This window comes from Marinobacter sp. M3C, assembly GCF_023311895.1.
In the GTDB taxonomy this organism is placed as follows: Bacteria; Pseudomonadota; Gammaproteobacteria; order Pseudomonadales; family Oleiphilaceae; genus Marinobacter.
Genome location: NZ_CP092284.1, coordinates 2,841,711 through 2,864,284 on the forward strand (window position 1 = coordinate 2,841,711; position 22,574 = coordinate 2,864,284).

General features: G+C 56.8%; 24 protein-coding genes and 1 tRNA gene. 11 read left to right on the forward strand and 14 right to left on the reverse strand.

Features of this window, described 5'->3' with window-relative positions; translation table 11 throughout:
* Window positions 1-570: a DUF4145 domain-containing protein gene (locus MIH18_RS24050; protein WP_349293790.1), complete on the reverse strand. Its 570-nt coding sequence runs from the start codon at window positions 568-570 to the stop codon at window positions 1-3.
* Between the two features lie 115 nt (window positions 571-685).
* Here MIH18_RS24050 and MIH18_RS13360 point away from each other — a divergent pair, with 115 nt between their 5' ends.
* The 3 genes from MIH18_RS13360 to MIH18_RS13370 are packed head-to-tail and all read left to right on the forward strand — an operon-like array spanning window position 686 to window position 2,837.
* On the forward strand, window positions 686-1,507 hold the full coding sequence (locus tag MIH18_RS13360; protein ID WP_249006983.1) for a hypothetical protein: 822 nt from the start codon (window positions 686-688) through the stop codon (window positions 1,505-1,507).
* A gap of 14 nt (window positions 1,508-1,521) precedes the next feature.
* Window positions 1,522-2,076: a gamma-glutamylcyclotransferase gene (locus MIH18_RS13365; protein ID WP_249006984.1), complete on the forward strand. Its 555-nt coding sequence runs from the start codon at window positions 1,522-1,524 to the stop codon at window positions 2,074-2,076.
* 20 nt (window positions 2,077-2,096) lie between these two features.
* Window positions 2,097-2,837, forward strand: a complete 741-nt coding sequence (locus MIH18_RS13370; RefSeq protein WP_249012595.1) for a molybdopterin-binding protein — start codon at window positions 2,097-2,099, stop codon at window positions 2,835-2,837.
* Between the two features lie 116 nt (window positions 2,838-2,953).
* Here MIH18_RS13370 and MIH18_RS13375 read toward each other — a convergent pair whose 3' ends face one another.
* The 12 genes from MIH18_RS13375 to def form a co-directional block, all read right to left on the reverse strand.
* The gene (locus tag MIH18_RS13375; protein ID WP_249006986.1) at window positions 2,954-4,285 is read right to left on the reverse strand and encodes a TRAP transporter large permease subunit; all 1,332 of its coding nucleotides are present in this window, start codon (window positions 4,283-4,285) and stop codon (window positions 2,954-2,956) included.
* Window positions 4,282-4,782 carry a TRAP transporter small permease subunit gene (locus tag MIH18_RS13380; protein ID WP_249012596.1) on the reverse strand — a complete coding sequence of 167 codons (501 nt, stop codon included), beginning with the start codon at window positions 4,780-4,782 and terminating at the stop codon, window positions 4,282-4,284. The genes MIH18_RS13375 and MIH18_RS13380 overlap by 4 nt, the downstream gene beginning before the upstream one ends.
* A 67-nt stretch (window positions 4,783-4,849) precedes the next feature.
* Complete coding sequence (gene dctP / locus MIH18_RS13385; protein ID WP_249012597.1) at window positions 4,850-5,953, reverse strand: TRAP transporter substrate-binding protein DctP; 1,104 nt, start codon at window positions 5,951-5,953, stop codon at window positions 4,850-4,852.
* Window positions 5,954-6,409: 456 nt separating this feature from the next.
* Entirely contained in the window at window positions 6,410-6,802 is a 393-nt protein-coding gene (locus MIH18_RS13390) for a RidA family protein (RefSeq protein ID WP_249012598.1), read from the reverse strand.
* A gap of 89 nt (window positions 6,803-6,891) precedes the next feature.
* Window positions 6,892-6,968, reverse strand: a tRNA-Pro gene (locus tag MIH18_RS13395).
* 35 nt (window positions 6,969-7,003) lie between these two features.
* Window positions 7,004-7,564: a D-glycero-beta-D-manno-heptose 1,7-bisphosphate 7-phosphatase gene (gene gmhB, locus MIH18_RS13400; RefSeq protein ID WP_249012599.1), complete on the reverse strand. Its 561-nt coding sequence runs from the start codon at window positions 7,562-7,564 to the stop codon at window positions 7,004-7,006.
* Window positions 7,565-7,587: 23 nt separating this feature from the next.
* Window positions 7,588-9,666 carry a glycine--tRNA ligase subunit beta gene (gene glyS / locus MIH18_RS13405; RefSeq protein WP_249009071.1) on the reverse strand — a complete coding sequence of 693 codons (2,079 nt, stop codon included), beginning with the start codon at window positions 9,664-9,666 and terminating at the stop codon, window positions 7,588-7,590.
* A gap of 2 nt (window positions 9,667-9,668) precedes the next feature.
* Window positions 9,669-10,736 (reverse strand): glycine--tRNA ligase subunit alpha, encoded by a 1,068-nt coding sequence (gene glyQ / locus MIH18_RS13410; protein ID WP_249006991.1) that lies wholly within the window; start codon window positions 10,734-10,736, stop codon window positions 9,669-9,671.
* Window positions 10,737-10,850: 114 nt separating this feature from the next.
* Window positions 10,851-12,242, reverse strand: a complete 1,392-nt coding sequence (trkA, locus tag MIH18_RS13415) for a Trk system potassium transporter TrkA (protein WP_249006992.1) — start codon at window positions 12,240-12,242, stop codon at window positions 10,851-10,853.
* Complete coding sequence (gene rsmB, locus MIH18_RS13420) at window positions 12,239-13,537, reverse strand: 16S rRNA (cytosine(967)-C(5))-methyltransferase RsmB (RefSeq protein WP_249012600.1); 1,299 nt, start codon at window positions 13,535-13,537, stop codon at window positions 12,239-12,241. The genes trkA and rsmB overlap by 4 nt, the downstream gene beginning before the upstream one ends.
* A gap of 1 nt (window position 13,538) precedes the next feature.
* Window positions 13,539-14,486 carry a methionyl-tRNA formyltransferase gene (fmt, locus tag MIH18_RS13425; RefSeq protein WP_249012601.1) on the reverse strand — a complete coding sequence of 316 codons (948 nt, stop codon included), beginning with the start codon at window positions 14,484-14,486 and terminating at the stop codon, window positions 13,539-13,541.
* 178 nt (window positions 14,487-14,664) lie between these two features.
* Entirely contained in the window at window positions 14,665-15,168 is a 504-nt protein-coding gene (gene def, locus MIH18_RS13430; RefSeq protein WP_249006995.1) for a peptide deformylase, read from the reverse strand.
* Window positions 15,169-15,242: 74 nt separating this feature from the next.
* Between def and MIH18_RS13435 the strand changes: the two genes are divergently transcribed.
* The 8 genes from MIH18_RS13435 (at window position 15,243) to MIH18_RS13470 (ending at window position 21,940) form a co-directional block, all read left to right on the forward strand.
* On the forward strand, window positions 15,243-15,479 hold the full coding sequence (locus MIH18_RS13435; RefSeq protein ID WP_249012602.1) for a hypothetical protein: 237 nt from the start codon (window positions 15,243-15,245) through the stop codon (window positions 15,477-15,479).
* A gap of 111 nt (window positions 15,480-15,590) precedes the next feature.
* Window positions 15,591-16,610, forward strand: a complete 1,020-nt coding sequence (locus MIH18_RS13440) for a LysM domain-containing protein (protein ID WP_249006997.1) — start codon at window positions 15,591-15,593, stop codon at window positions 16,608-16,610.
* A 67-nt stretch (window positions 16,611-16,677) separates the two neighbouring features.
* A complete protein-coding gene (gene dprA / locus MIH18_RS13445) occupies window positions 16,678-17,889 on the forward strand; it encodes a DNA-processing protein DprA (RefSeq protein ID WP_249006998.1) in 1,212 nt (403 codons plus the stop codon).
* A gap of 40 nt (window positions 17,890-17,929) precedes the next feature.
* Entirely contained in the window at window positions 17,930-18,502 is a 573-nt protein-coding gene (locus MIH18_RS13450; RefSeq protein ID WP_249014621.1) for an L-threonylcarbamoyladenylate synthase, read from the forward strand.
* An 8-nt stretch (window positions 18,503-18,510) separates the two neighbouring features.
* Window positions 18,511-19,431: an oxygen-dependent coproporphyrinogen oxidase gene (hemF, locus tag MIH18_RS13455; protein ID WP_249012603.1), complete on the forward strand. Its 921-nt coding sequence runs from the start codon at window positions 18,511-18,513 to the stop codon at window positions 19,429-19,431.
* Between the two features lie 10 nt (window positions 19,432-19,441).
* A complete protein-coding gene (gene aroE / locus MIH18_RS13460; protein WP_249007000.1) occupies window positions 19,442-20,275 on the forward strand; it encodes a shikimate dehydrogenase in 834 nt (277 codons plus the stop codon).
* Window positions 20,276-20,323: 48 nt separating this feature from the next.
* The gene (locus MIH18_RS13465) at window positions 20,324-21,097 is read left to right on the forward strand and encodes a MotA/TolQ/ExbB proton channel family protein (RefSeq protein WP_249007001.1); all 774 of its coding nucleotides are present in this window, start codon (window positions 20,324-20,326) and stop codon (window positions 21,095-21,097) included.
* A 3-nt stretch (window positions 21,098-21,100) separates the two neighbouring features.
* Complete coding sequence (locus MIH18_RS13470) at window positions 21,101-21,940, forward strand: flagellar motor protein MotB (protein WP_249007002.1); 840 nt, start codon at window positions 21,101-21,103, stop codon at window positions 21,938-21,940.
* A 72-nt stretch (window positions 21,941-22,012) separates the two neighbouring features.
* Here MIH18_RS13470 and MIH18_RS13475 read toward each other — a convergent pair whose 3' ends face one another.
* Complete coding sequence (locus MIH18_RS13475) at window positions 22,013-22,564, reverse strand: gamma carbonic anhydrase family protein (protein ID WP_249007003.1); 552 nt, start codon at window positions 22,562-22,564, stop codon at window positions 22,013-22,015.
* Between the last annotated feature and the right edge of the window lie 10 nt (window positions 22,565-22,574).

A 22,574-nucleotide genomic window follows, 5' to 3' on the forward strand; every position in this document is an offset into this window, starting at 1 on the left:
TTAGGCTTTTTCCTGCTCTACCAGTTGGCTAAGCTGCTGGCTGCTGGCCAGTTCGGTGTTGGCCTGCAGTAAGTCGTGGCTGAGTTTTTCGATGCCGTTATGAAGTTGGCACAGTTGCGCGCTGGGATCTGCGGGCGGTGCAAAAGGGCCAGGCTTAAACGCCGTGCCGGTTTTGCTGAGCGAACGGTGAAACCAGATGGCCAGTTCGCGGGCCAGCTTTAAGCCGTCCATTGCTTCTTTGTGGCGGGTGCGAAACTGATGGGTGGCCTTGTTGCCCTCAACCCGCAGGGTATGGAACAGCTCTTTAATCTGGGGTTCTAAACGAAGTTCGCGTTGCAGGCGATACAGCAAATCAGACTGGCTGGTTTGTTGGTCAAACTCGATACCGGACAGCGCAGCCAGGTGCTGGGCCAGGGCTTCGCCCAGCTGGCGCAGTTTTATCAGGGTGGTGTTGGGGTCGCTTGAGAAAGCGCGTTCGGCGGCTGTGGCAAGTTCCACAAACAAAGCGTCGTGTTCTGCCAGAAAGGCAAAGTTGCCTGACGAAGGGCTTGTTTGTGTGACTATGTCCATGTTCAACGCATTTCTCCGCGATAGCCTGAGGCCAGAACATTACCAAAGTTAACGATAGACGTTCCAATTTGATTTACTATCACGGGCTTCAATCAGTCAACAGGATGTACAGATAATGGATGTTCCGCTGAGCTGGCAGCTGGCCAAGTTGGTTATTTCGATTGGTATTGTGCTGGGGCTGTCGCTGGTGGCTGAGCGTGTGAGCGCGCGCATGGCCGGGATGCTGGCGGGCTATCCGCTGGGCACGGCCATCGCCCTGTATTTCATCGGCCTTGAGATTTCTCCGGCCTTTGCCACTGAAAGCGCGGTGCACACGCTTGCGGGGTTCTCGGCTACCCTGGCACTGAGCGGGGGCTATCTGCTGGGCGCCAGGCGCGACGGCCTGGCAGGTGTTCTCAGTGGTACAGCCCTGGGTATTCTGGCCTGGCTGTTGACCAGCCTGGTACTGACCAGTATCGACTTCAACCGAATCACCGGCACATTGACCACCTTCGTCGCCATTCTGATATTTGTTCGCCTTTATCGCCGGGTGCCTGATGTGGCGGTTGGCGCCCGCCGTAGCCTCTCATGGCCAGCGCTGGCGTTGCGTTCTGGTCTTGCTGCGGGCATCATTTTTGTGATCACGGGGCTGGCCCATGTGTTGCCCCCTGCCTGGGCCGGCGTTATGGCCGCTTTTCCGGTGACCATGTATCCCTTCCTCGTAATTCTGCACCTGACCCACGGGCGAGCCACGGTAGCCGCGGTGATCAAGCACTACCCTGCAGGCCTGGGTTCGCTTCTTTGCTACGCTTTGGTCATCTCGCTGACTTACGACAGCCTGGGCCTGAATATGGGCACACTTCTTGGTTTTGGCGTGGCGACCTTATGGCTGATGGGCTGGATGCGGGTGCAGGGCTGGCTACGCGCACGAAAAGTTGCAATGGCCGCATCAAAGTAAAGGACACAGCATTTATGTCTTTTGACACCACCGAACATAACCGCCGGCGATACTGCTTTGATGGGTTAGAGTCGGTATGGCTGTTTGGTTATGGCTCGCTTATCTACAAAGTCGACTTTCCCTTTCTGGAGCAGCGCCCGGCAGCCATTGAAGGTTGGGCTCGTCGGTTCTGGCAGGGGTCCCACGATCACCGAGGTACGCCTGATGCGCCTGGCCGCGTGGTCACCCTGATCGAAGCGCCCAACGTTTGCTGCAAAGGTATGGCTTACCGGGTCTCGCCTGACGTTTTTGCGCACCTGGATGTGCGGGAAAAAAATGGCTATCTGCGATTTGCCACTCCGATGATGTTTGCGGATGGCACTCGCGAAGATGGCTTGGTGTATATTGCCACTGAAGATAACGCCGCTTTCCTCGGCCCTGCTGACGATGCGGACATCGCCAGGCAGATCGCGGCCTCTGAAGGCCCCAGCGGTCGTAATCGTGATTATCTTCTGAACCTGGCCACCGCGTTGCGAGCACTGGGTGACGATGACCCCCATGTGTTCGCGCTTGAGAGCTACCTGCGCTGAATCGCCCTCTAGGAGTCATGATGAATAGCACACCCATATCCCGTTTCGGTCTGATTCTCATCGGTGACGAGCTGTTGAACGGCCGCAAGCAGGACGCCCATCTGGCCGCCATGATTCCGCGGTTTGAAGAACGCGGGCTGGAGTTGTCTTGGGTGCGCACCATTGCGGATGACAGTGAGCTGATCACCCAAACACTAGCGCAAACCTTCGCCAGCCCGGACGTGGTGTTCAGCTTCGGCGGCATAGGTGCGACTCCGGACGACTTGACCCGCCAGTGCGCGGCCGCGGCTCTGGGGATAGGCCTTGCACTGCACCCGGAAGCCGAGGCGGAAATTCGGTTACAACTGGGCTCACGGTTGAATTCATTGCACCTGCGCATGGGGGAATTCCCAGTCGGCAGCCGAATTATTCCTAATCCAATCAACGGCATTCCCGGTTTCGCCACCCATCGCCATCATTTTGTACCCGGCTTTCCCAGAATGGCCTGGCCGATGGTGGAATGGGTGCTGGACCATGATTACGTCGACTACCAGGCGGCCAATCGCACCGTGAGCCAGACCCTGGTGCTGACCGATACGTCGGAAGGGCCGCTGATTCCATTGATGGAGTTACTGCTGGCGGAGTATCCGGATTTGCGCCTGGCCTGCCTGCCACATGCAGACGGTCGGCGCGAGGTGGAGCTGAGCCTGAGGGGCGATCCTGCACAAGTGGTCGCCGGAATGAGCCGCCTGCGGGTGTTATTGCAGGAGCTGGCGGGCTGATACCGCTGCCGGAGGGGCGTCCTAAATCGTTGAACTCAAAACCACAACGCCCGCCATGTTGAATGGCGGGCGTTGTGGTTTTCAACCTGAATGGGGCTAGCCCCATTCAAAAGAGATCAACCCAACATGATGGCCGGTAAACCGGTAATCAACCAGGGGAAGATTGCCAGCAGAACACAGGCCAATATGATCAAGGCCACGAACGGAATTACCGCTTTGTACAGGTCGACAATTTCCACTCCCGGCGGTGCCACCCCCTTCAAATAGAACAAGGCGTAGCCGAATGGCGGCGTCAGGAACGAGGTTTGCAGTACCACTGCGACCATGACCACGAACCACAGCATATCCACTCCCATGGCCTCGACGATGGGCAGCATGATCGGGAAGCTGAGCAACACGATGCCGGTCCAGTCGAGGAACATACCCAGAATGAATACAAGAAAAAGCATCAGAATCAACGCTCCCGTGGTGCCGCCGGGCATGGCTAACACCAGGTCGCTGATTACGCTCATGCCGCCGCCCCGGGAGAAAACCCCGGTGAAGGCCGTGGCTCCTACCAGTACCAGCATGACCATAGTGGTGGTCTTGCTGGCATCGATTAGGGTGTTGTAGCAGGTCTTGAGTTTGCGATCCCCGAAAATCATGAACAGCAAAAAGGCAATGAATACGCCGATAGCTGAGGCTTCCGTGGCCGTTGCGATACCGGTGAACAATGCCCCTAATACGCCAAGTATCAACGCCATGGGCGGAAGAACGTACTTGAACAGCATTATGACCAGTTCTCCGGTGCTAGTCTGGGCGCGTTCTTCAGCCGGCACCTTGGGGCCGTACGAGGGCTTGAGGTGACAGATGATCAGGACGTAAAGTGCGTACATCACCCCCAAAATCAACCCCGGCACCAAGGCGCCCGCAAATAGAGCCCCTACCGACACCGGTGAGTAACTGGCCATCAGGATCAGCATGATGCTGGGCGGGATCAGTATGCCCAGGCAGCCGCTGGCCATAATAACGCCGGCACTCAGTTCCTTGTTGTAGCCATACTTGAGCATAGGCACAAGGGCGATCATGCCCATCACAGCTATCGAGGCGCCCACGATGCCGGTGGTTGCAGCCAATAGCACAGAAACTATAACCACCGTCAATGCCAGGCCGCCACGCAGATTGGCCAATAACAGGCGCATGGCATCGAACATTTTCTCGGTGACTCCCGAGTCGTTCAAAAACCTCGCCATCAATACAAATAACGGGATTGCCACCAGCACGTAATTATCCATGGCATTACCATAGATGTTGTTGATCAGCGTACCCATCACATTCAGGCCGGGCCCTACAAGGGCACCGACGACCGCCACGCCACCCAGCACAAACGCTAGGGGGTGGCCCATAAACAGGCCCACTATCAATCCGGCGAACATAACCAGGGTGAGCATTTCCGGGCTTAAATTCATACTCGCTCCTCCCGCAGTTGTTGAACAGCCCGAATGAAGATCGCGATACCCTGCAGCAGGATCAATACCGCGGTAACGAATATGACGCCTTTAATGGGGTAAACAGGAATCGATACCATGCCATAGGTGGTTTCGCCGCGGCTGAATGAACGCATAAAGAAGCTCCAGCCGAGGCTTATCAGCATCCACATAAAGGGTGTGAAGAAAATCAAATAACCGATAACGTCTAACACCGCCTGCTTCCTGCGTGAAAGCAGCCGTTTGATCACGTCGACTTCGACGTGAACGTGATGGCGCAGCCCGTAAGCCGCCATTAACATAAAATGGGCGCCGAACAGCATCTTGGTGATGTCGAAAGCCCAATCGCTGGGGCGATCGGTGAAAAAGCGCAATCCAATATCATAAAGAACGATGAGTGTGATAATCGCAATCAGTGGCGCAATGATTCGCCCGAAAACGTCATTGAGCGTATCGATCGCATTGGCAATTGCATTCATGGAGAAACTCCGCAATCAATACCAAAAAGCCGCCCCGATGCGAGGCATCGAGACGGCGGTGAATGCCTTAAAGGCAGGCTTCGATTTCTTTCAGAGAGGGCAGATTGTCGATGGTGCGGCTCATGTTGAACGGTGCGGTAAGATCACGCCAGTTAGCGTAATGCTCCATGTAGCTGATCATGGAATAGTAAACCTTGGCGTGCATCTTATCTTCACAGGCCCCGCGAACGATCACCTCATTGGTGATGTCCTGTATGCGTGCCAGGTCTTCCTCGGAGAACTGGTTGATTTCGACACCGGCTTCCTGGAACTTGATGGTGCCTTCGGTGGATCCGCGTTCGGACCAGGAAAGTGACCAGGCCAGAGTGGCGTCAGCCGCAATCTTCAGCTTCTCTTGGGTTTCTTTAGAAAGTGCGTTCCAGGCATCTTTGTTGATCATGACACCGAATACGCTGGCAGACTGGTGCCAGCCGGGTGTGGCCCAGTATTCCGCCACTTCAGCAAAGCCGGCCGCGTAGTCGACGCCCGGCGTGGAAAATTCACCGGCGTCGATCACGCCGCGCTCGATAGCCTGGTAAATCTCACCGCCGGCGAGGGTGACCTGTGAGCCGCCGAGCTCCTCCAGAACGCGCCCCTGGTCACGTCCGGAAAGACGGATGCGTTTGCCTTTGAGGTCCGCTAGGTTTTTGATGGGGGTACGACCCATGAAACCAGACTCGTTATTGGTGATCCCGTACGGCAGGTAAACCATGTTGTACTTGCCGTAAACTTCTTGGTACAGCTCGAAACCACCCCATTGTTGAATCCAGTTCAGATAATCCACGCCGTTGAACAGGCTGGTGGTGGTGGCGAGCGGCGAGAAGGCGGGGCTGCGGCCTGCCCAATAACCGGGCCAATCACCGGAGGCTTCAATGCTGCCGGTTTCGGTGGCATCAAACACTTCGGTGCCGGGCATCAAGGTGCCGCCGGCACGGAAGTTGATTTCCAACTCATCACCGGTCAGCTTGTTGGCCAGCTCAACCCAATGGCGATCGATTTCGATCAGCGCCAAGTTGTCCGGCCAAGTGGTGGTCATGGTCCACTTTTCTTGGGCTTGAGCAGTAGTGGTGATGGATGCAAGAGCGATACCGGCAGTTAGACCGGCGATGGCAAATTGAATTTTTTTGTTCATGTCATATTCCCTAGTGCTTGGCTTTTGAAATTGTTGTTTTTGATTGTCGGGAAATCGAGTTTCGCAGTTGACGTAAGCTGCAAAAAAGATTTTTACAATCAGCCTTCTGCCCCGTCATGCTCAACGTTAATGAAGTTTTTATGAGAGAATTTAACTGTTAGTAAAGACTTTTTTTGCTCGATCTGGAGTAAATCATCTGCTCAGCCTCACTTTTGTTAATATTCGCAGCAATTCGCTACGCTTTGGCGTTGTTGCAAATCTAAAAATCCACTTATATTGATATAAATTTTGCCTATATAAGTGAATCATGATTGTTGACCAAGCATGCCGGCATGTCAATTAAAGCGATCCCTTCCAAACCTGCAGTCGCCGAGGACTGACGTGATCTTGCGGTAACCGAGGTTGAGAGGCGGGCGAGGATACTGAGTTCCAGATCAGGCCGTGAATCAAAATTTGTTATCGACGGGCGATGACATCTATCTCGACCAGTGCGTCCACCGCCAGTGCCGTAACACCGATGCAGGTCCGGGAAGGTAATTTCTCTTTTGGAAAATACGATGTGTAAACATCGTTCATAGGATAAAAATCGCGTTTAAATTCGGTCAGAAAAATCCGCACTGAAGCCACGTCTGAGAGGCCCATACTCATGCCCTCAAGCACCAGTATAAGGTTATCCATGACACGGCGTGTCTGCGCCTCGATGCCTTCAGGAAGCGCTGCGTTTGCATCATTAGGGTCGGTTGGCATCTGCCCGGTCAAAAACACCCATCCGTCTACTTCGGTGGCGTGACAAAACGGTCCGACGGGCGTGGGTGCCTTCTCAATCATGTGAAATGTGGGTGCAGTCATTTTATTTTTATCTCGCAATAGTGGGGCTGTGTTCCCAGTCAGAAACGAAAAAGGGCCCACCCGAAGATGCGCCCTAAGTCGTTGAAATCTGGTCGGCGTGGCAGGATTCGAACCTGCGACCCCTTCGTCCCGAACGAAGTGCGCTACCAAGCTGCGCCACACGCCGATCAACGGCCGATATTATACGGATATGCCGTTATTTTACCAGCCTTTGCCGGATAAAAACGCATCGGTAAAGCTGCGCAGATTGTTATAAACGAACACTTGAGCAGGTTCTGGCAGTGGCCGGGTTTGCAGCTCCTGTTCGGTGTCCAGGCCGTTTCCGGTGCGTACCAAAATTGGCTGGCAGCCTGTTCGGGCGCCGGCTTCCAGGTCTTTTCGGCTATCGCCAACCATCACGCTACCTGCCAGTGTTTTTAACTTGAAGTGGCGCTGAATTTGCTGCAGCAGACCCGGCTCGGGCTTGCGACACGCACAGTGTTCATCGGGGTGGTGGGGGCAGTAGGCAATGAAGTCTATGTGGCCGCCGGCAATTCTTAACAGGCGGCCAAGTTTGCGGTGCATGGCGTCTAGTGCATCGCGGTTGTAGTAGCCGCGGGCAATACCGGACTGGTTGGTGGCAATCGCAATCCGGTGACCCGCGCTGCACAGGCGGGCAATGGCTTTGATGCTGCCCGGAATGGGGTGCCAGTCGTCCGGCGAGCAGATATACCCGCCTTCGTACTGGTTGATCACCCCGTCCCGGTCCAGAATGATGAGCACAGTGCTATTTCACCTTTATCCTGTTAGCTGGCGCTGGGTAGCAGGGAAATATCCGCTACCCGCAGGAACAGATTGCGCAGTCGGTTCAGCAGTGCCAAACGATTATTACGCACGGCTTCGTCGTCTGCCATCACCATCACTTCGTCGAAGAAGCAGTCCACCGGTTGGTGCAGATCGGCTAGCGAATGCAGAGCAGCTGTGTAGTCACCCTTCTCGAACAGCGGCAGCACGGTGTCGGTCTGCTGGTTAACCTGTTCGGCCAGGGCGTGTTCGGCGGCGTCTTGCAGCAGGCTGGCATCGACTGTGTCGTGCACTGTGCTATCGCTCTGCTTGGCCAGAATGTTGGACACCCGTTTGTTGGCGGCGGCCAGCGCTCCGGCCTCAGGTAGCTGGCGGAAAGCTTCTACCGCTTTTACGCGGCGGTCGAAATCCAGTGGTCGGGTGGGCCGGCGAGCATGAACGGCCAGATACACTTCAGCGCTAATGCCCTGCTCGTCATAATAGGCGCGGAAGCGTTCCAGCATGTAATCCACCACGCTGGTGGCGGGGTTTTCGGCGGGCAGGTCCGTGAACTGTTGCGCAGCCCAGTCGCAGCAGGTTTGCAGGTCTAAAGGCAACTGCCGCTCGATGATAATCCGTAGCACGCCCAAAGCAGCGCGGCGAAGGGCGAACGGGTCACGGGTGCCAGACGGTGGCTGGTTGATGCCAAACAGGCCGACCAGTGAGTCAAGCCGGTCGGCGATGGCCACGGCACAACCGGTCAGGGTGATGGGCAGGTTGTCTTTGGCAAAGCGCGGCATGTACTGCTCGTTCAGAGCGCTGGCCACGTCGGCGTGTTCGCCGTCATTGGTGGCGTAGTACTGGCCCATGATGCCTTGCAGATCGGTAAATTCCAGCACCATTTCGGTGACCAGATCGGTTTTCGCCAGCATGGCGGCACGTTCGGCCAGTGCCGGGTCGCTGCCAATGGCTTGGGCAATCTTGCCGGCCAAAGCGGCGACTCGCACAGATTTGTCGTAAACGCTGCCCAGTTTATCCTGGAATACGATGGGCTTGAGCCGGTCAATACGCTGGTCCAGGCGCTTTTTGCGGTCGGTTTCGTAGAAAAATGCTGCGTCGGACAGGCGCGGGCGAATCACCTTTTCGTTACCGGCAATCACCTGTGACGGGTCTTTGCTTTCCAGGTTGGCGACGGTGATGAAGAATGGCTGCATCTGGCCGTTGTCATCCACCAGATGAAAGTACTTCTGGTGTTCTTTCATGGAGGAAATAAGCGCTTCAGCAGGCACTTTCAGGAAGCGCTCTTCAAAGCGCCCCATCAGCGGCACCGGCCATTCGTTCAGACCGGTCACTTCGTCCAGCAGGGCTTCATCAATCACGGCAACGCAGTTCTGTTGCTGTGCCAGGGCGTTCACGCCCTTGCGAATCTGCTCCCGACGCTGGGCAAAATCAGCCAGCACGTAGCCTTCCTGACGCAGTACTACTTCGTAGTCGGCCGGGGTAGGGATGATCAACGATTTCGGGCAGTGGAAGCGGTGGCCACGGGTTTTGTTGCCGGGCTTCAGGCCCATGATCGGGTGATCAATCACCGTGCTGCCATACAGCATAACCAGCCAGTGTACCGGGCGCACAAACTCGGTGCGGTGGGCACCCCAGCGCATGCGCTTGGGAATCGGCAGCGCGGCCAGTGACTGTTCGATCAACTCTGGCATCAGCTCGGCGGTGGTCCTGCCCTGCTCTACAGTGCGGAACACCAGCCAGGCGCCTTTGTCGGTTTCCAGGGTGTCGAGCTCGTCGGGGGTAACGCCCAGCGAGGTGGCAAAACCGGTCAGTGCGCGGGTCGGGTTGCCGGCGTCGTCAAACGCGGCTTTTACGGCTGGGCCGCGCTTTTCCACCGGCTTGTCGGGTTGGGCGTGGGCCAGGTCGCGAATACGCAGGGCCAGGCGCCTTGGTGCGGCGAAAGGTTCTACCGCGCCAAATTCAATGCCGGCGGCTTGCAGGCCACTGACAATGCCTTGGGTGAACGCGTCAGACAGCGGCTTCAGGGCTTTTGGCGGCAGTTCTTCGGTGCCCAGTTCAACGAGAAAATCCTGTGTTGCCATCATCATGCCTTACCTTTTTCCTGCTGTGCCTGCTTCGCGTTTTTCGGCTTTTTACCTTTGCCGTCGGCTTTGCTGTCTGACTTGCCTTCTACCTTACCTGCGGCTTTCGCGTCGGCGGCTTCGGCCGCGGCCAATACTTCCGCACGAATGCTGTCGCTGGCCAGTGGGAAGCCGATCTTGCGGCGACTGTCGAAGTACGACTGAGCCACGGCCCGTGCCAGGGTGCGTACCCGCAGGATGTAACGCTGACGCTCGGTTACGGAAATAGCGTGGCGGGCGTCCAGCAGATTAAAGGTGTGGGAGGCTTTCAGTACTTGCTCGTAAGCAGGCAGCGGCAAGCCGGCTTCAATAAGCTTGGCACTTTCGCGCTCGTACACGTCAAAGCTGTAGAACAGGAATTCGGTGTCGGCGTATTCGAAGTTGTAGGTGGACATTTCCACCTCTTGCTGCAGGAACACGTCGCCGTAGGTCACAACGCCGTTGGGGCCTTCAGTCCACACCAGGTCGTACACGCTGTCTACGCCTTGCAGGTACATAGCAATGCGTTCAAGGCCGTAGGTCAGCTCACCAGTGACCGGGTAGCATTCCAGGCCGCCAACCTGCTGAAAGTAGGTAAATTGGGTGACTTCCATCCCGTTCAGCCAGATTTCCCAGCCTAGACCCCAGGCGCCCAGGGTGGGCGATTCCCAGTTGTCTTCCACAAAGCGGATGTCGTGAACCAGTGGGTCCAGCCCTAGTGCTCTCAACGAATCCAGGTAGAATTCCTGCAGGTTGTCTGGTGACGGCTTCAACACCACTTGAAACTGATAATAGTGCTGCAGACGGTTGGGGTTTTCGCCGTAGCGGCCATCGGTAGGTCGGCGGCTAGGTTGCACATAGGCGGCGTTCCAGCTTTCCGGGCCTATGGCGCGCAAGAACGTGGCGGGGTGAAAGGTGCCAGCGCCCACTTCCATATCCAGCGGCTGCAGAATAACGCAACCGTGCTTTGCCCAGAATGTCTGTAGCTCCAGGATCAGCCCTTGAAAGGTTTTGATGTGTGGCCTAGGGGTGTTCGTTGCCTTGTCTGTCACGACGGTTGCCTGCTGTTCGGTCTGTGTGTGGTGCCCCGGCGCCCTGTTCTGCTGATGGGCACGCTGAAAACGGGGGCATTATACGCTGGTCACGCCAGCATTTCTAAAGGCAGATCAGAAAAAGGTCAGCCCTACCTGGAACAGTTTTTCCACTTCGTTGATTCGCGACTTGTCTACCAGGAACAGGATAACGTGATCGTCTGGCTGCACGCGCAAGTGGTCGTGGGCGATCAGCACCTCGTTGTGGCGCACAATCGCTCCGATAGTCGTGCCCTGAGGCAGGTTGATTTCGTCCAGTCGCCGGCCCACCACTTTTGATGAGCGGTGGTCGCCGTGGGCAATGGCTTCAATGGCTTCGGCAGCGCCGCGGCGCAGCGAATGCACGTTCACCACGTCGCCGCGGCGAACGTGGGTGAGCAGGCTGCCGATGGTGGTTTGCTGGGGCGATATGGCAACGTCTATTTCGCCGCCCTGAATCAGATCCACATAATCCGGGTTGTTGATCAGGGTGAGTACTTTGCGAGCGCCCAGGCGTTTGGCCAACAAGGAAGCCATGATGTTGGCTTCATCGTCATTGGTGACGGCGCAGAACACGTCGGTGTTCTCGATGTTTTCTTCCAGCAGTATGTCTTTGTCGGCGGCGTTGCCTTCCAGTACCACGGTTTTGCGCAGGTTTTCCGACAGCATGATGCAGCGCTCGTGGTTGCGCTCCAGCAATTTTACCTGATAACGGCTTTCCAGGGTTTGCGCCAGGCGCTGGCCGATGTTGCCGCCACCGCAGATGAAAATGCGCTTGTAGGGTTTTTCCAGCGGTTGCAGTTCGCTCATCACCGAGCGGATGTGGTTGGCGTCGGCAATGAAGAACACTTCGTCGCCGTCTTCAATCACCGTATCGCCCTTGGGCATGATGGCGCGGTCTTTGCGGAAGATAGCGGCTACCCGGGTTTCAATGCGCGGCATGTGGGTGCGCAGGTAACCCAGTTCCTGGCCCACCAGCGGCCCGCCTTTGATGGCGCGAATAGCCACCAGCCTGGTGCGGCCTTTGGAGAACTCCAGCACCTGCAGGGCGCCGGGATTTTCAATAAGCCGGGTAATGTGGCGGGTAACCAGCTGTTCCGGGCTGATCAATACGTCAATCGGGAAGCCGTTGGAGTTTTCATTGTCTTTGCCGGAAAACAGTTCCTGATAGGCAAGATAGGAGGCGGCTCGTACCCGACAGATTTTTGTCGGTGTCTTGAACATGATGCTGGCAATCTGGCAGGCCACCATGTTGGTTTCATCGCTGTTGGTGACCGCGATCAACATGTCGGCGTCTTCGGCGTTGGCCTGCTTCAGTACTGACGGATACGAGGCCCTGCCCTGCACCGTGCGGATGTCGAGTCGGTCCTGCAATTCGCGCAGGCGCGCGCCATCGCTGTCTATTATGGTGATGTCATTGGCTTCGTTGGCGAGGTTTTCCGCCAGTGAGGCACCGACTTGTCCGGCCCCAAGAATCAGAATGTTCATTGCGCAGGTTTCTCCAGAACGGCGTAGAAAAAGCCATCGTGCCCGTCGTTCAGTGGCAGTAATTGGCGCCCGGCGGGCATGGAGCGGCCCCACAGAGCCTCAATCGCAATCAGTTCAGCGTCGGTCTGCTGTTTGCAGAAACGCTGCACAATGCGGTGGTTTTCCTGTGGAAATACCGAGCAGGTGGCGTATACAAGGCGCCCTCCCGGTTGCAGTATGCGCCACATGGCAGTCAACAGACCCAGCTGGATTTGCGCCAGCGGTACTACGTCGGATTCACGCCGCAGCAATTTTATGTCTGGGTGGCGGCGAATTACGCCGCTAGCGCTGCAGGGTACGTCCAGCAATATGCGGTCAAACGGCTGGCCGTCCCACCATTGATCAATATCGGCGGCGTCGGCTTGCAGCAGGCTGGCGTGCAGATCCAGTCGGTCGAGGTTTTCCTGCACTCGCGGCAAGCGCTGCGCGGACTCGTCAACAGCGACGACTTCGGCTGCCTGTGGGCAGCTTTCCAGTATGGCGCAGGTTTTGCCACCGGGGGCGGCGCAGGCGTCCAGAATGCGCTGGCCCGGGGCCAGGTCCAGCAGGGTAGTGCACAGCTGGGCAGCTTCGTCTTGCACGCTGACGGCGCCTTCGGCGAACCACGGCAAGGTGTCCACCGGTACCGGCCGTGCCAATTGAATGCCGTGTGGCGCAAAGCGCGTGGCGCTGGCGTTAATGCCGGTGTCTAGCAGCAGTTGCAGATATTCGTCGCGGCTGAAACGCAGCGCATTTACCCGCAGTGTCATTGGCGCCTGGGTGTTGTTGGCATCAACAATGGCCTGCCAGTCGTCGGGCCAGTTGTGGCGCAGTTTTTCGATCATCCAGCCGGGGTGGCTGTAACGGCTTGTATCTTTGGCAGTCGCCGGGGCACCTTCACGTTCGGCGCTGCGCAGTACGCCGTTCACCAGGCCGGTCAGGTGGGGTTTGTCCATGGCGCGGCAGGCTTCTACGGTCTCGTTCAGCACCGCATAAGTGGCCTGCTGGCTGAAACGCAGCTGGAACAGCGCTACCAGCATCAGGTGGTGCACCACCCGGTCGTGGCTTTTCAAGGGCTTCTTCATGCGCCCCTGAAGCTCGTCATCAAGCCGGTGAAACCAGCGACAGGTGCCGTAACACAAAGCCTGAAGCTGCGGCCGCAGATTCAGTGGCAGGCGCAGCAGCGAAGGCGGTAAGCACTGCGACAGCGACTGGCCCTGCTCTACCGACAGCAGAACCTCGGCAGCAATGGCACGTATAGGGGCGTGTGATTGCATGTTATTGCAGCTCCTGGCCGGGCAGTAGAATCTGTTTGCCACCGTTTATCAGGTCGTTCACGCTTTGCGCCCGGGCGCCGGGCAACTGCACCTGGCTGATTCTTAAAATACCACCCTCGCCGCAAGCAATATCAATGCCTTCGCGCTGGCGAGCCAGCACGGTACCGGGGTTGGTTTTGTCGCCGCTCCGTTCCTGTTTATGTTCCTGGGCCAGGTGCAAGCGAATGCGTTGGTCGCCCAGATCGGTAAAGGTGCCAGGCCAGGGGTTAAACGCGCGAATGAGCCGTTCAATGCTCAGGGCATTGCCGTGCCAGTCAATCTGGCCTTCCTGCTTCGCCAGTTTGTGGGCGTAACAGGCTTGTTCGTTCTGTTGGGTTTGCGGCTGCAGCGTGCCCTGCTCCAGCGATTGCAGCGCGGTTACAATGGCCTCGCCGCCCAGTTTCGCCAGCCGGTCGTGTAGGCTGCCGCCGGTGTCTTCACGCTGAATGGGTGTAGACACTTTCAACAGCATAGCGCCTGTGTCCAGGCCTTCATCCATCTGCATGATAGTAATGCCGCTTTCATCGTCGCCTGCTGCGATAGCACGCTGAATGGGCGCCGCGCCGCGCCAGCGCGGTAGCAACGATGCGTGAATATTCAAGCAGCCGTGAACCGGTATCGACAGCACAGAAGCGGGCAAAATCAAGCCGTAGGCGGCAACAATCATCACGTCTGGCTTTAAGTCGGCCAGCTGCTGGCGGGCGCCTTCCATTTTGAAGTTGTCGGGTTGAAAAACCGCGATGCCGGCATTCAGCGCCGCCTGTTTCACCGGCCCCGGGAGCAGTTTTCGGCCACGGCCTGCTGGCCGGTCTGGCTGGCTATACACGCCCACCACGTTGTATTTGGCGGCAAGTAGGGCTTTCAGGGCAGTGGCGGCGAAATCAGGGGTTCCGGCAAAAACAATACGCACAGTGTTTGGCTCTCTGTTGTCATCTCTGTTGGACTTTTCGTCGAATTCTTAGTCGGATTCTCTGATCCATTCAATACGAAAAGACCGGGCACAAAGGCCCGGTCATCAGTTTTATGGCTGTTGTGGCACCAAGACCACCTTGGTAAATGCTGGCTCAGGCACTCGTTTTAAGCGCTCTCTAAGCACTCTTCTTCTGCAACTTTTCCAGCTTCTTGCGGATGCGTGTACGCTTTAGCGAACTCAAGTAATCCACAAACAATTTGCCGTTCAGGTGATCCATCTCGTGCTGGATGCACACCGCCAACAGCCCGCGGGCTTCTATTTCAAAAGCTTCGCCATTGCGATCCAGAGCTTTAATGAAGCAATGTTCAATGCGCTCAACATCTTCATAAAATCCTGGTACCGACAGGCAGCCTTCCTGCATGGCTTCCAGATCGCCGTCGAGTATCTCAATTTTAGGGTTGATGAAGACCCTGGGTTCGCTGTTGTCCTCCGACAGATCCATCACGATGATCTGCTGGTGCACGTTTACCTGGCTGGCCGCTAGGCCGATGCCGGGCGCATCGTACATGGTCTCGAACATGTCGTCGATTAGGGTTCGAATCTCGTCAGTTACGGTGATAACCGGCTTGGCGAGAGTTCGCAGACGTGGGTCAGGGTATTCAAGAATGTCTAAAATCATAGTGCGTTACTTTTGTAAATGCCTGCTTTGGACAGTGAATGCCAACGTTCGTTCGCGTACAAAGGATGTCTGAAATGCGACCTTGTACTGCGCTTTTCAACCCCGAGGTGTTTATGATGCGGGACATACTTACCCGGCCGGGGCATTTGCGTGTTGGCTCTATGACCGTATTATCTAACAATTTGGCGATTGAGTACAAACTGATCAGTCAATTGAGAAAAACTATGGAAGATGCCAGTACGGGTGGGCAAACGTTAAAAGACCCCGGCGGTGAGCAGATAACACTGCAATTAACCGAGCTTCTTCTATAGTAACGGGAATAACAACAGATTAAGCTGAAAATAGCGGGCGAAAGCCAGCCGGACTTCGGGCGCCAGCCGACCGAATTTAAGCATCAAGGCACGGGATCAAGGACTTAAACGATGAGGAAACTGCTGTACGCTCTGGCCGCTACAACGCTGCTGTTTACCGCTTGGGCCCAAGCAGCACCGGAGCTGCGGTCGGATCATCCCGAACGTTATACCGTTGTTAAGGGCGATACCCTGTGGGATATTTCCGCCCGCTTTTTGAACAACCCCTGGTACTGGCCAGAAATCTGGCAGGTAAACCCCCAGGTAGCCAACCCTCATTTAATTTATCCCGGTGACCGCTTGGCGTTGGTGTACATTGATGGCCAGCCAAAAATCATGAAAATGGCCAACGGTGACGGTGTGATCAAACTGTCTCCGCAAGTGCGCTCCGAAGCCATTGATACGCCGATCCCGGCCATACCGCTGGACGCCATTGCCAGCTTTTTAACCGATACCCGCATTGTGACCCCGGAACAGATAGCGGCTGCGCCTTACGTGCTGGAAGGTGAGGACAGCCGAATTGTTACCGGCGCTGGCGATCGCGTTTACGCTCGCGGCCAGAAGCCTGCGAACACGGTGGGCGTTTTTCGCCGTGGTAAGGAATTTGTCGATCCGAAAACCGGTGAATTTCTGGGTCTTGAAGCCCGCAGTATTGGCACCGCCAAGGTTACTGCCACCAACGGTGATGTGTTGACGCTGCTGCTGAGCCAGTCCAACGAGGAAATTCGCATTGGTGACCGTTTGCTGGTGAATGCCAGCCGGCCCCTTTCTACCAGCTTTGTGCCCACCGCGCCGGCGAAACTCGTAAGCGGGCAGATGATGGCGGTAGATGGTGGCGTTAACCAGATTGGCCAGTACGATGTTGTTGCTATTAATCTGGGCCTGCGGGAAGGCATAGAGCCGGGCAACGTTATGGCCGTGCTGCAAAGCGGCAATCTGGTGCGCGATCCGGTCACTGGGGAAACCATTGAGCTGCCGTCTGAACGCGCCGGTCTGCTGATGGTGTTCCAGGCTTACGAAAAAATGAGCTACGGTCTTATGCTGCAAGCCAGCCGGCCGCTGGCGGTGGGTGATCAGGTAACCAACCCTTGATAACTCGATAAAAACCCGAGCCGGGCATGGAATGCCCGGCTTTTTTCTGCGCGCAAGGAAGATGCCCGTGCCCCAGGTACCCCTGTTTTCGTTCGATACGCCGCCCGGCACCGACCTGACTGACTCCGCTGTTGACCAGATATGTGATGACAGCCCGGAGCGGGCCCGGCAATGGCTGTTTCTGAGCCAACTGCCGGGTTTTGGCCTAAGAGTGCGGCGCCGGTTAGCGGCGCACGTTCCGCAACTGCCCGATCTGCTGAATATGGACAGCGCCAGCCATAAAGCTATGGGCCTGCCAGCAGAGGCTTGTGAAGCCCTTGCTGCCTGGCGCCGTGATGATCCTGCACACCCGGCACTGGTGGCCTTACGAGTTATAGAAAACGCCTGTGAGCGGAATGGTATTGGCCTTGTGCACTGGCAGTCGTCGGCCTATCCGTTACCGCTGCGCCACATTCATAACCCGCCTTTATTATTGTACATTCGTGGCGACACCAGCCTGCTCGGCCGTGACCAACTGGCGATTATTGGCAGCCGCCACGCCACTCGTGCCGGGCTGGACCACGCCCGGGGCTTTGCTGCAGCGCTTGGCGAGTGCAATCTGTTGGTTAGCAGCGGCCTGGCGCTGGGTATCGATGGTGCTGCCCACGCCGGTGCGCTGGACGCCGGCCATCCTACCTTGGCGGTGATTGGCAGCGGGCTTGATAAAATCTATCCGCGCCAACATCAGCGTCTGGGGGAGCGGGTGATTGCCAATGGTCTGCTGGTGTCCGAGTACCCGCCGGGCACCCAGGCCCGCCCCGCACATTTCCCCCAGCGTAATCGCATCATCAGCGGCTTGAGCCGGGGTGTTCTGGTGGTAGAGGCAGGTTTCAAGAGCGGCTCACTGATTACCGCCCGGCTGGCTTTAGAGCAGGGCCGCGACGTGTTCGCCATACCGGGGTCGGTACACAGCCCGGTAGCCCGTGGTTGTCACCAGCTGATTCGGCAGGGCGCTACGCTGGTAGAAAGCGTGGCCGACATTCTGCAGGAACTGGGGGGCTGGTGGAGTGAGCCGACCACACCGGGGGCAAATACAAACAGCGTCCAAAATGCTGTCACCGAGGGCCTGGACAGCCGTGAAATCGCCGTGCTGGAGGCTTTAGGGTATGATTCGCAATCAACCGATGTACTGGGTTCGCGTACCGGTCTGAGCGCTGATCAACTGATGCAGTCCCTGCTTTTATTAGAACTTCAGGGCTTAGCCACAGCGGCGCCCGGCGGATATGTCCGTATTGCCTGAACCCGGTGCCAACAGTGATTTATTCAGGCTCGACTCCCCTATGGCAACAGACCACCCGCTGACCGACTGGCAATTACACTGCGCTCGCCGCACTCTGCACCAAGGCGGTGTGCTCGCCTATCCAACGGAAGCCGTTTGGGGTCTCGGCTGTGACCCTTGGGATCAGGTTGCGGTGCAACGCATTCTGGATCTGAAACAGCGCCCCGTGCGCAAAGGCATGATTCTGGTGGCGGCTTCTGTCGAACAGATTGCTTTTTTGCTGGACCCTCTACCGCAGGACCTTCAACAGCGAGCCCGACAGTATTGGCCTGGCCCCGTTACCTGCCTGTTACCCGATGTGCACCAGCAGGTGCCCGAATGGGTACGCGGCGAGCACAGCTCCATTGCGGTAAGAGTGAGTGCGCATCCGGTGGTAAAAGCCCTATGCAACGCTGTAGGCAGCCCGCTGGTTTCCACCTCGTGCAACCCCGCGGGCCGCGCCCCGGCCCGTTCACCCTGGCAGGTTCAAGGCTATTTTCACGGCCAGCTGGACTGGATGGTGCCCGGTGCGCTGGGTGGAAATCGCCAACCCAGCCGTATAATTGATATCGTTACCGGCCAGCAGCTACGTTAGGAGAAAACATGCCACAGCAACCAGACCCGCAGGCGGTTAAACACTATTTGTTACAGCTGCAAGACACCATTTGCCAGCGCTTGGCTGCGGCCGACGCTGGCGGTGAATTTATTCATGACGCCTGGGATCGCACGGAAGGCGGCGGCGGTATCAGCCGGGTGATCGGCAATGGCAAGGTGTTTGAAAAAGGCGGTGTGAACTTTTCCCACGTGATGGGCAATACCATGCCGCCTTCGGCGACGGCCCACCGCCCTCACCTGGCAGGCGCGCCTTGGCAGGCGATGGGTGTGTCGTTGGTGATGCACCCCCACAACCCCCACGTGCCGACCTCCCACGCCAACGTGCGATTTTTTATCGCTACGCCGGAAAACGCCGAACCGGTGTACTGGTTTGGCGGCGGCTATGATTTAACCCCCTATTACGGCGTTAACGAAGACTGCGAGCACTGGCACCGCACCGCTGCGAACGCCTGTGCGCCCTTTGGCGATGACGTGTACCCGCGTTACAAGCATTGGTGCGACGAGTACTTTTTTCTGAAACACCGCAACGAGCCCCGCGGCGTAGGCGGGCTGTTTTTTGACGATTACAATACCGGTGACTTCGCCCGCGATTTCGAATTTATGCGCGCCATCGGCGACAGTTACATTGACGCTTACGAACCCATTGTTCAGGCCCGCAAAAATCAGCCCTACAGCGACGCTCAGCGTCAGTTTCAGCTTTATCGGCGTGGCCGCTATGTAGAGTTCAACCTGGTGTACGACCGCGGCACCCTGTTCGGGCTGCAGTCCGGCGGCCGCACCGAATCCATTCTGATGTCGCTGCCGCCTCTGGTACGCTGGGATTATAATCAGACGCCAGTACCCGGCAGTGAAGAAGCGCGCCTGCTGGAGCACTTTCTGACCGGCCGTGACTGGCTCACAGCTTCTTGAAGGGGCAACGATGAAGAATGATCTGTATGCGGTGATTGGCCACCCCATTAGCCATAGTAAGTCGCCGCGGATTCACAGCCTGTTTGCCAGCCAGACTGGCGAAGCGCTTGAGTACACGGCGATTCAGGCGCCGCTAGATGGTTTTGAAAACACCGTAATCGAGTTCTTTGCACGGGGCGGCAAAGGCCTGAACGTGACTGTACCGTTTAAGGAAGCGGCCTGGCAGATGGCTGGCCGACACAGCGCCCGCGCGCTCACGGCCGGCGCGGCCAACACTCTATACCAGGACAACGGTGTGTTGGTGGCCGACAACACCGACGGCGCAGGCTTGGTACAAGACTTGCTGTACAATCACCAAATAGCATTAAAGGGCGCCCGTGTTTTGATATTGGGTGCTGGTGGCGCGGTACGCGGTGTTCTAGCGCCGCTGTTACTTGAACAGCCGCACACGCTGGTGATTGCTAACCGTACGCCGGCCAAAGCGCAGAACTTGGTCACGCTGTTTGCTGATGCTGCCGGTATTACCCTGTTGGATTGCAAAGCGTTCGACAGTATTGCCGGCGATTTTGATGTCATCATCAACGGCACCAGCGCTAGCCTGCAGGGCGATTTACCGCCGTTGTCTGTAGAGCTGATCGGCGCTGGTACGGTGATTTACGACATGATGTATGCGGCCACAAATACCACGTTTAACCAGTGGGCTCTGGATAACGGAGCAAAGCGCGTGTATGACGGCCTGGGCATGCTGGTAGAGCAAGCGGCCGAGGCATTTGAAGTATGGCGCGGGGTGCGGCCGCAAACTGCTCCGGTTATTGCCAGCCTGCGCACCCCTACCTCAGGCTAAACCAGGCGCAAATCAAGCGAAGCAACTGATCAACACGAAGGTTAACGCATGGACATACTAACACTGGTAGGACTGATTGCCGGAGTGCTGGTAGTTGTATTGGCCATGCTGGCTAACGCCTCCCTGCTCACCTTTCTTAACCTGCCCGGGTTGGCTATTGTGCTGGGCGGTACCTTTGCGGTAACGCTGATAAAGTTCCGCCTGAGTTCGGTGATGGGCGCTATTCGTCTTGCGTCACGCGCCGCCTTTATGGACCGTGTGGAGCGCCCCGACGAGCTGATTCGCGAAGTGGGTGCGTTGGCGATGGTGGTGCGTAAAGAAGGCATTTTGGGCCTTGAAAACCACCCGACCAGCAACGTGTTTCTGCAAAAAGCCATCAATCTGTGTGTTGATGGCCACTCGCCAGAACTGGTGGAAGAAGCCTTGCACCACGAAATCCAGCAAAGTTCTGAACGTTATGAGGTTGCGGAAAGAGTGTTCCGTGGCATCGGCGAATCGGCTCCGGCCATAGGCATGCTTGGTACCCTGGTAGGTTTGGTGCAAATGCTCAATACCCTTGATGACCCTTCCTCTATTGGCCCGGCCATGGCAATTGCCTTGCTAACCACTCTTTACGGCGCTTTTATTGCCCAGCTGATCGCCTTGCCGCTGGCGGATAAATTGCAGTTAAAAGCCGAAGACGAAATGCGCAACCAACTTCTGATTACCACGTCAATTCAAAAAATTCTGCAGGGTGAAAATCCGCGGGTAATGACGGAGTTGCTATCGTCGTTCCTGAGCCCCGAGCAGCGCGTTAGTCTGAAACGCGAGCAGGGGGCCTGAGCCTTGGCCCGCCCGGCTCTTGCAACCCTATCCAAGCGTAAAAAAGCAGGCGCCGCCGGTGCGCCCGCGTGGATTGTGACTTTTGCCGACCTTGCCACTTTGCTGCTGACGTTTTTCATATTGTTATTGTCGTTCGCCGAAATGGATATTGAAAAATACAAAGCGATGGCCGGCTCGTTGTCGGTTGCGTTCGGTTCAGGCAACCTGATCGCGGACGGTGGTGGCAGCTTACCGATCAAAATTTCTAACGAGAACAGCAGCTTGGATTCAGACAAACAGTTGCAGGCTGAGCCTGAATTGATCGACGAGCGCGTGACCAACGACCGCGTTACTCCGGTGTCTGACGGCGTCATTACTTTGGCTAGCAGTTTGATTCAGGAACTGGAAAACGAAGTGGCTAGCGGCGCCTTGAGCATCAACTACGACCAGCGCCAGGTGACTATACGTTTCTCTGACGACGCCACATTCCTGTCGGGCGACGCCACCATCAAGAAGGATATGTTGCCCATTATCGAGCGGGTAGTGGACGTGTTGAAAAATTGCCGTGGCGATGTGGTGGTGGCCGGCTATACAGACGACAGGCCCATCGCCAGCAGCCGTTACCGTTCCAACTGGGATCTTTCAGCGGCGCGGGCGGTGTCGGTGGTACACGAGTTGGTTCTGAACCGTGATGTGCCGGCCGATCGGGTGATGGCCGCCGGCCGTGCTGAAACCAACCCGCTGGTGCCCAACAACAGCCCGGAAAACCGTGCCGTGAACCGGCGAGTGGAAATTGCTGTCCGCGATCCGGTGTGCAACGCCGACATCCTCACGGAACAACTTCCAGCAGAAATTGTTCCGTGAGGGCGAGAGCGGGCATCGGCACTTTGCGCTTCAATTCCTACACATTTCTATTTTCAGGCGCTTCTATTTTTATCAGTACGGGTAATCCCCAACTTCAGCCAGATACTCGTTTTTGAGCTTTACATAATTGCTGGCGGTGTACGCAAAAAAGCTGCGTTCTTTATCGGTTAACGCCCTTGCCTGCTTACACGGCGAACCTACATAAAGATAACCGGATTCCAAACGCTTGCCTGGGGGTACCAGGCAGCCCGCTCCGATAATCACCTCGTCTTCCACCACCGCACCGTCCATGATGATACAGCCCATGCCCACCAGCACTCGGCTGCCCACGGTACAGCCATGCAGCAGTGCCTTGTGGCCGATGGTAACGTCGTCACCAATAATCAGCGGCCAACCGCCGGGGTTGAAATCACTGGCGTGAGTGATGTGCAGCACAGAGCCGTCTTGAACACTGCAGCGCGCGCCAATGCGGATTTTGTGCATGTCGCCACGCACAACCGTCATCGGCCAAATCGAACAATCTTCGCTGGTAATCACATCGCCAATCACGAGTGCGCTGGGGTCTACCCAGGTGCGTTCGCCAAATTGTGGCGTGCTACCCTTGTGAGAACGTACATTCACCATTACATAGTCC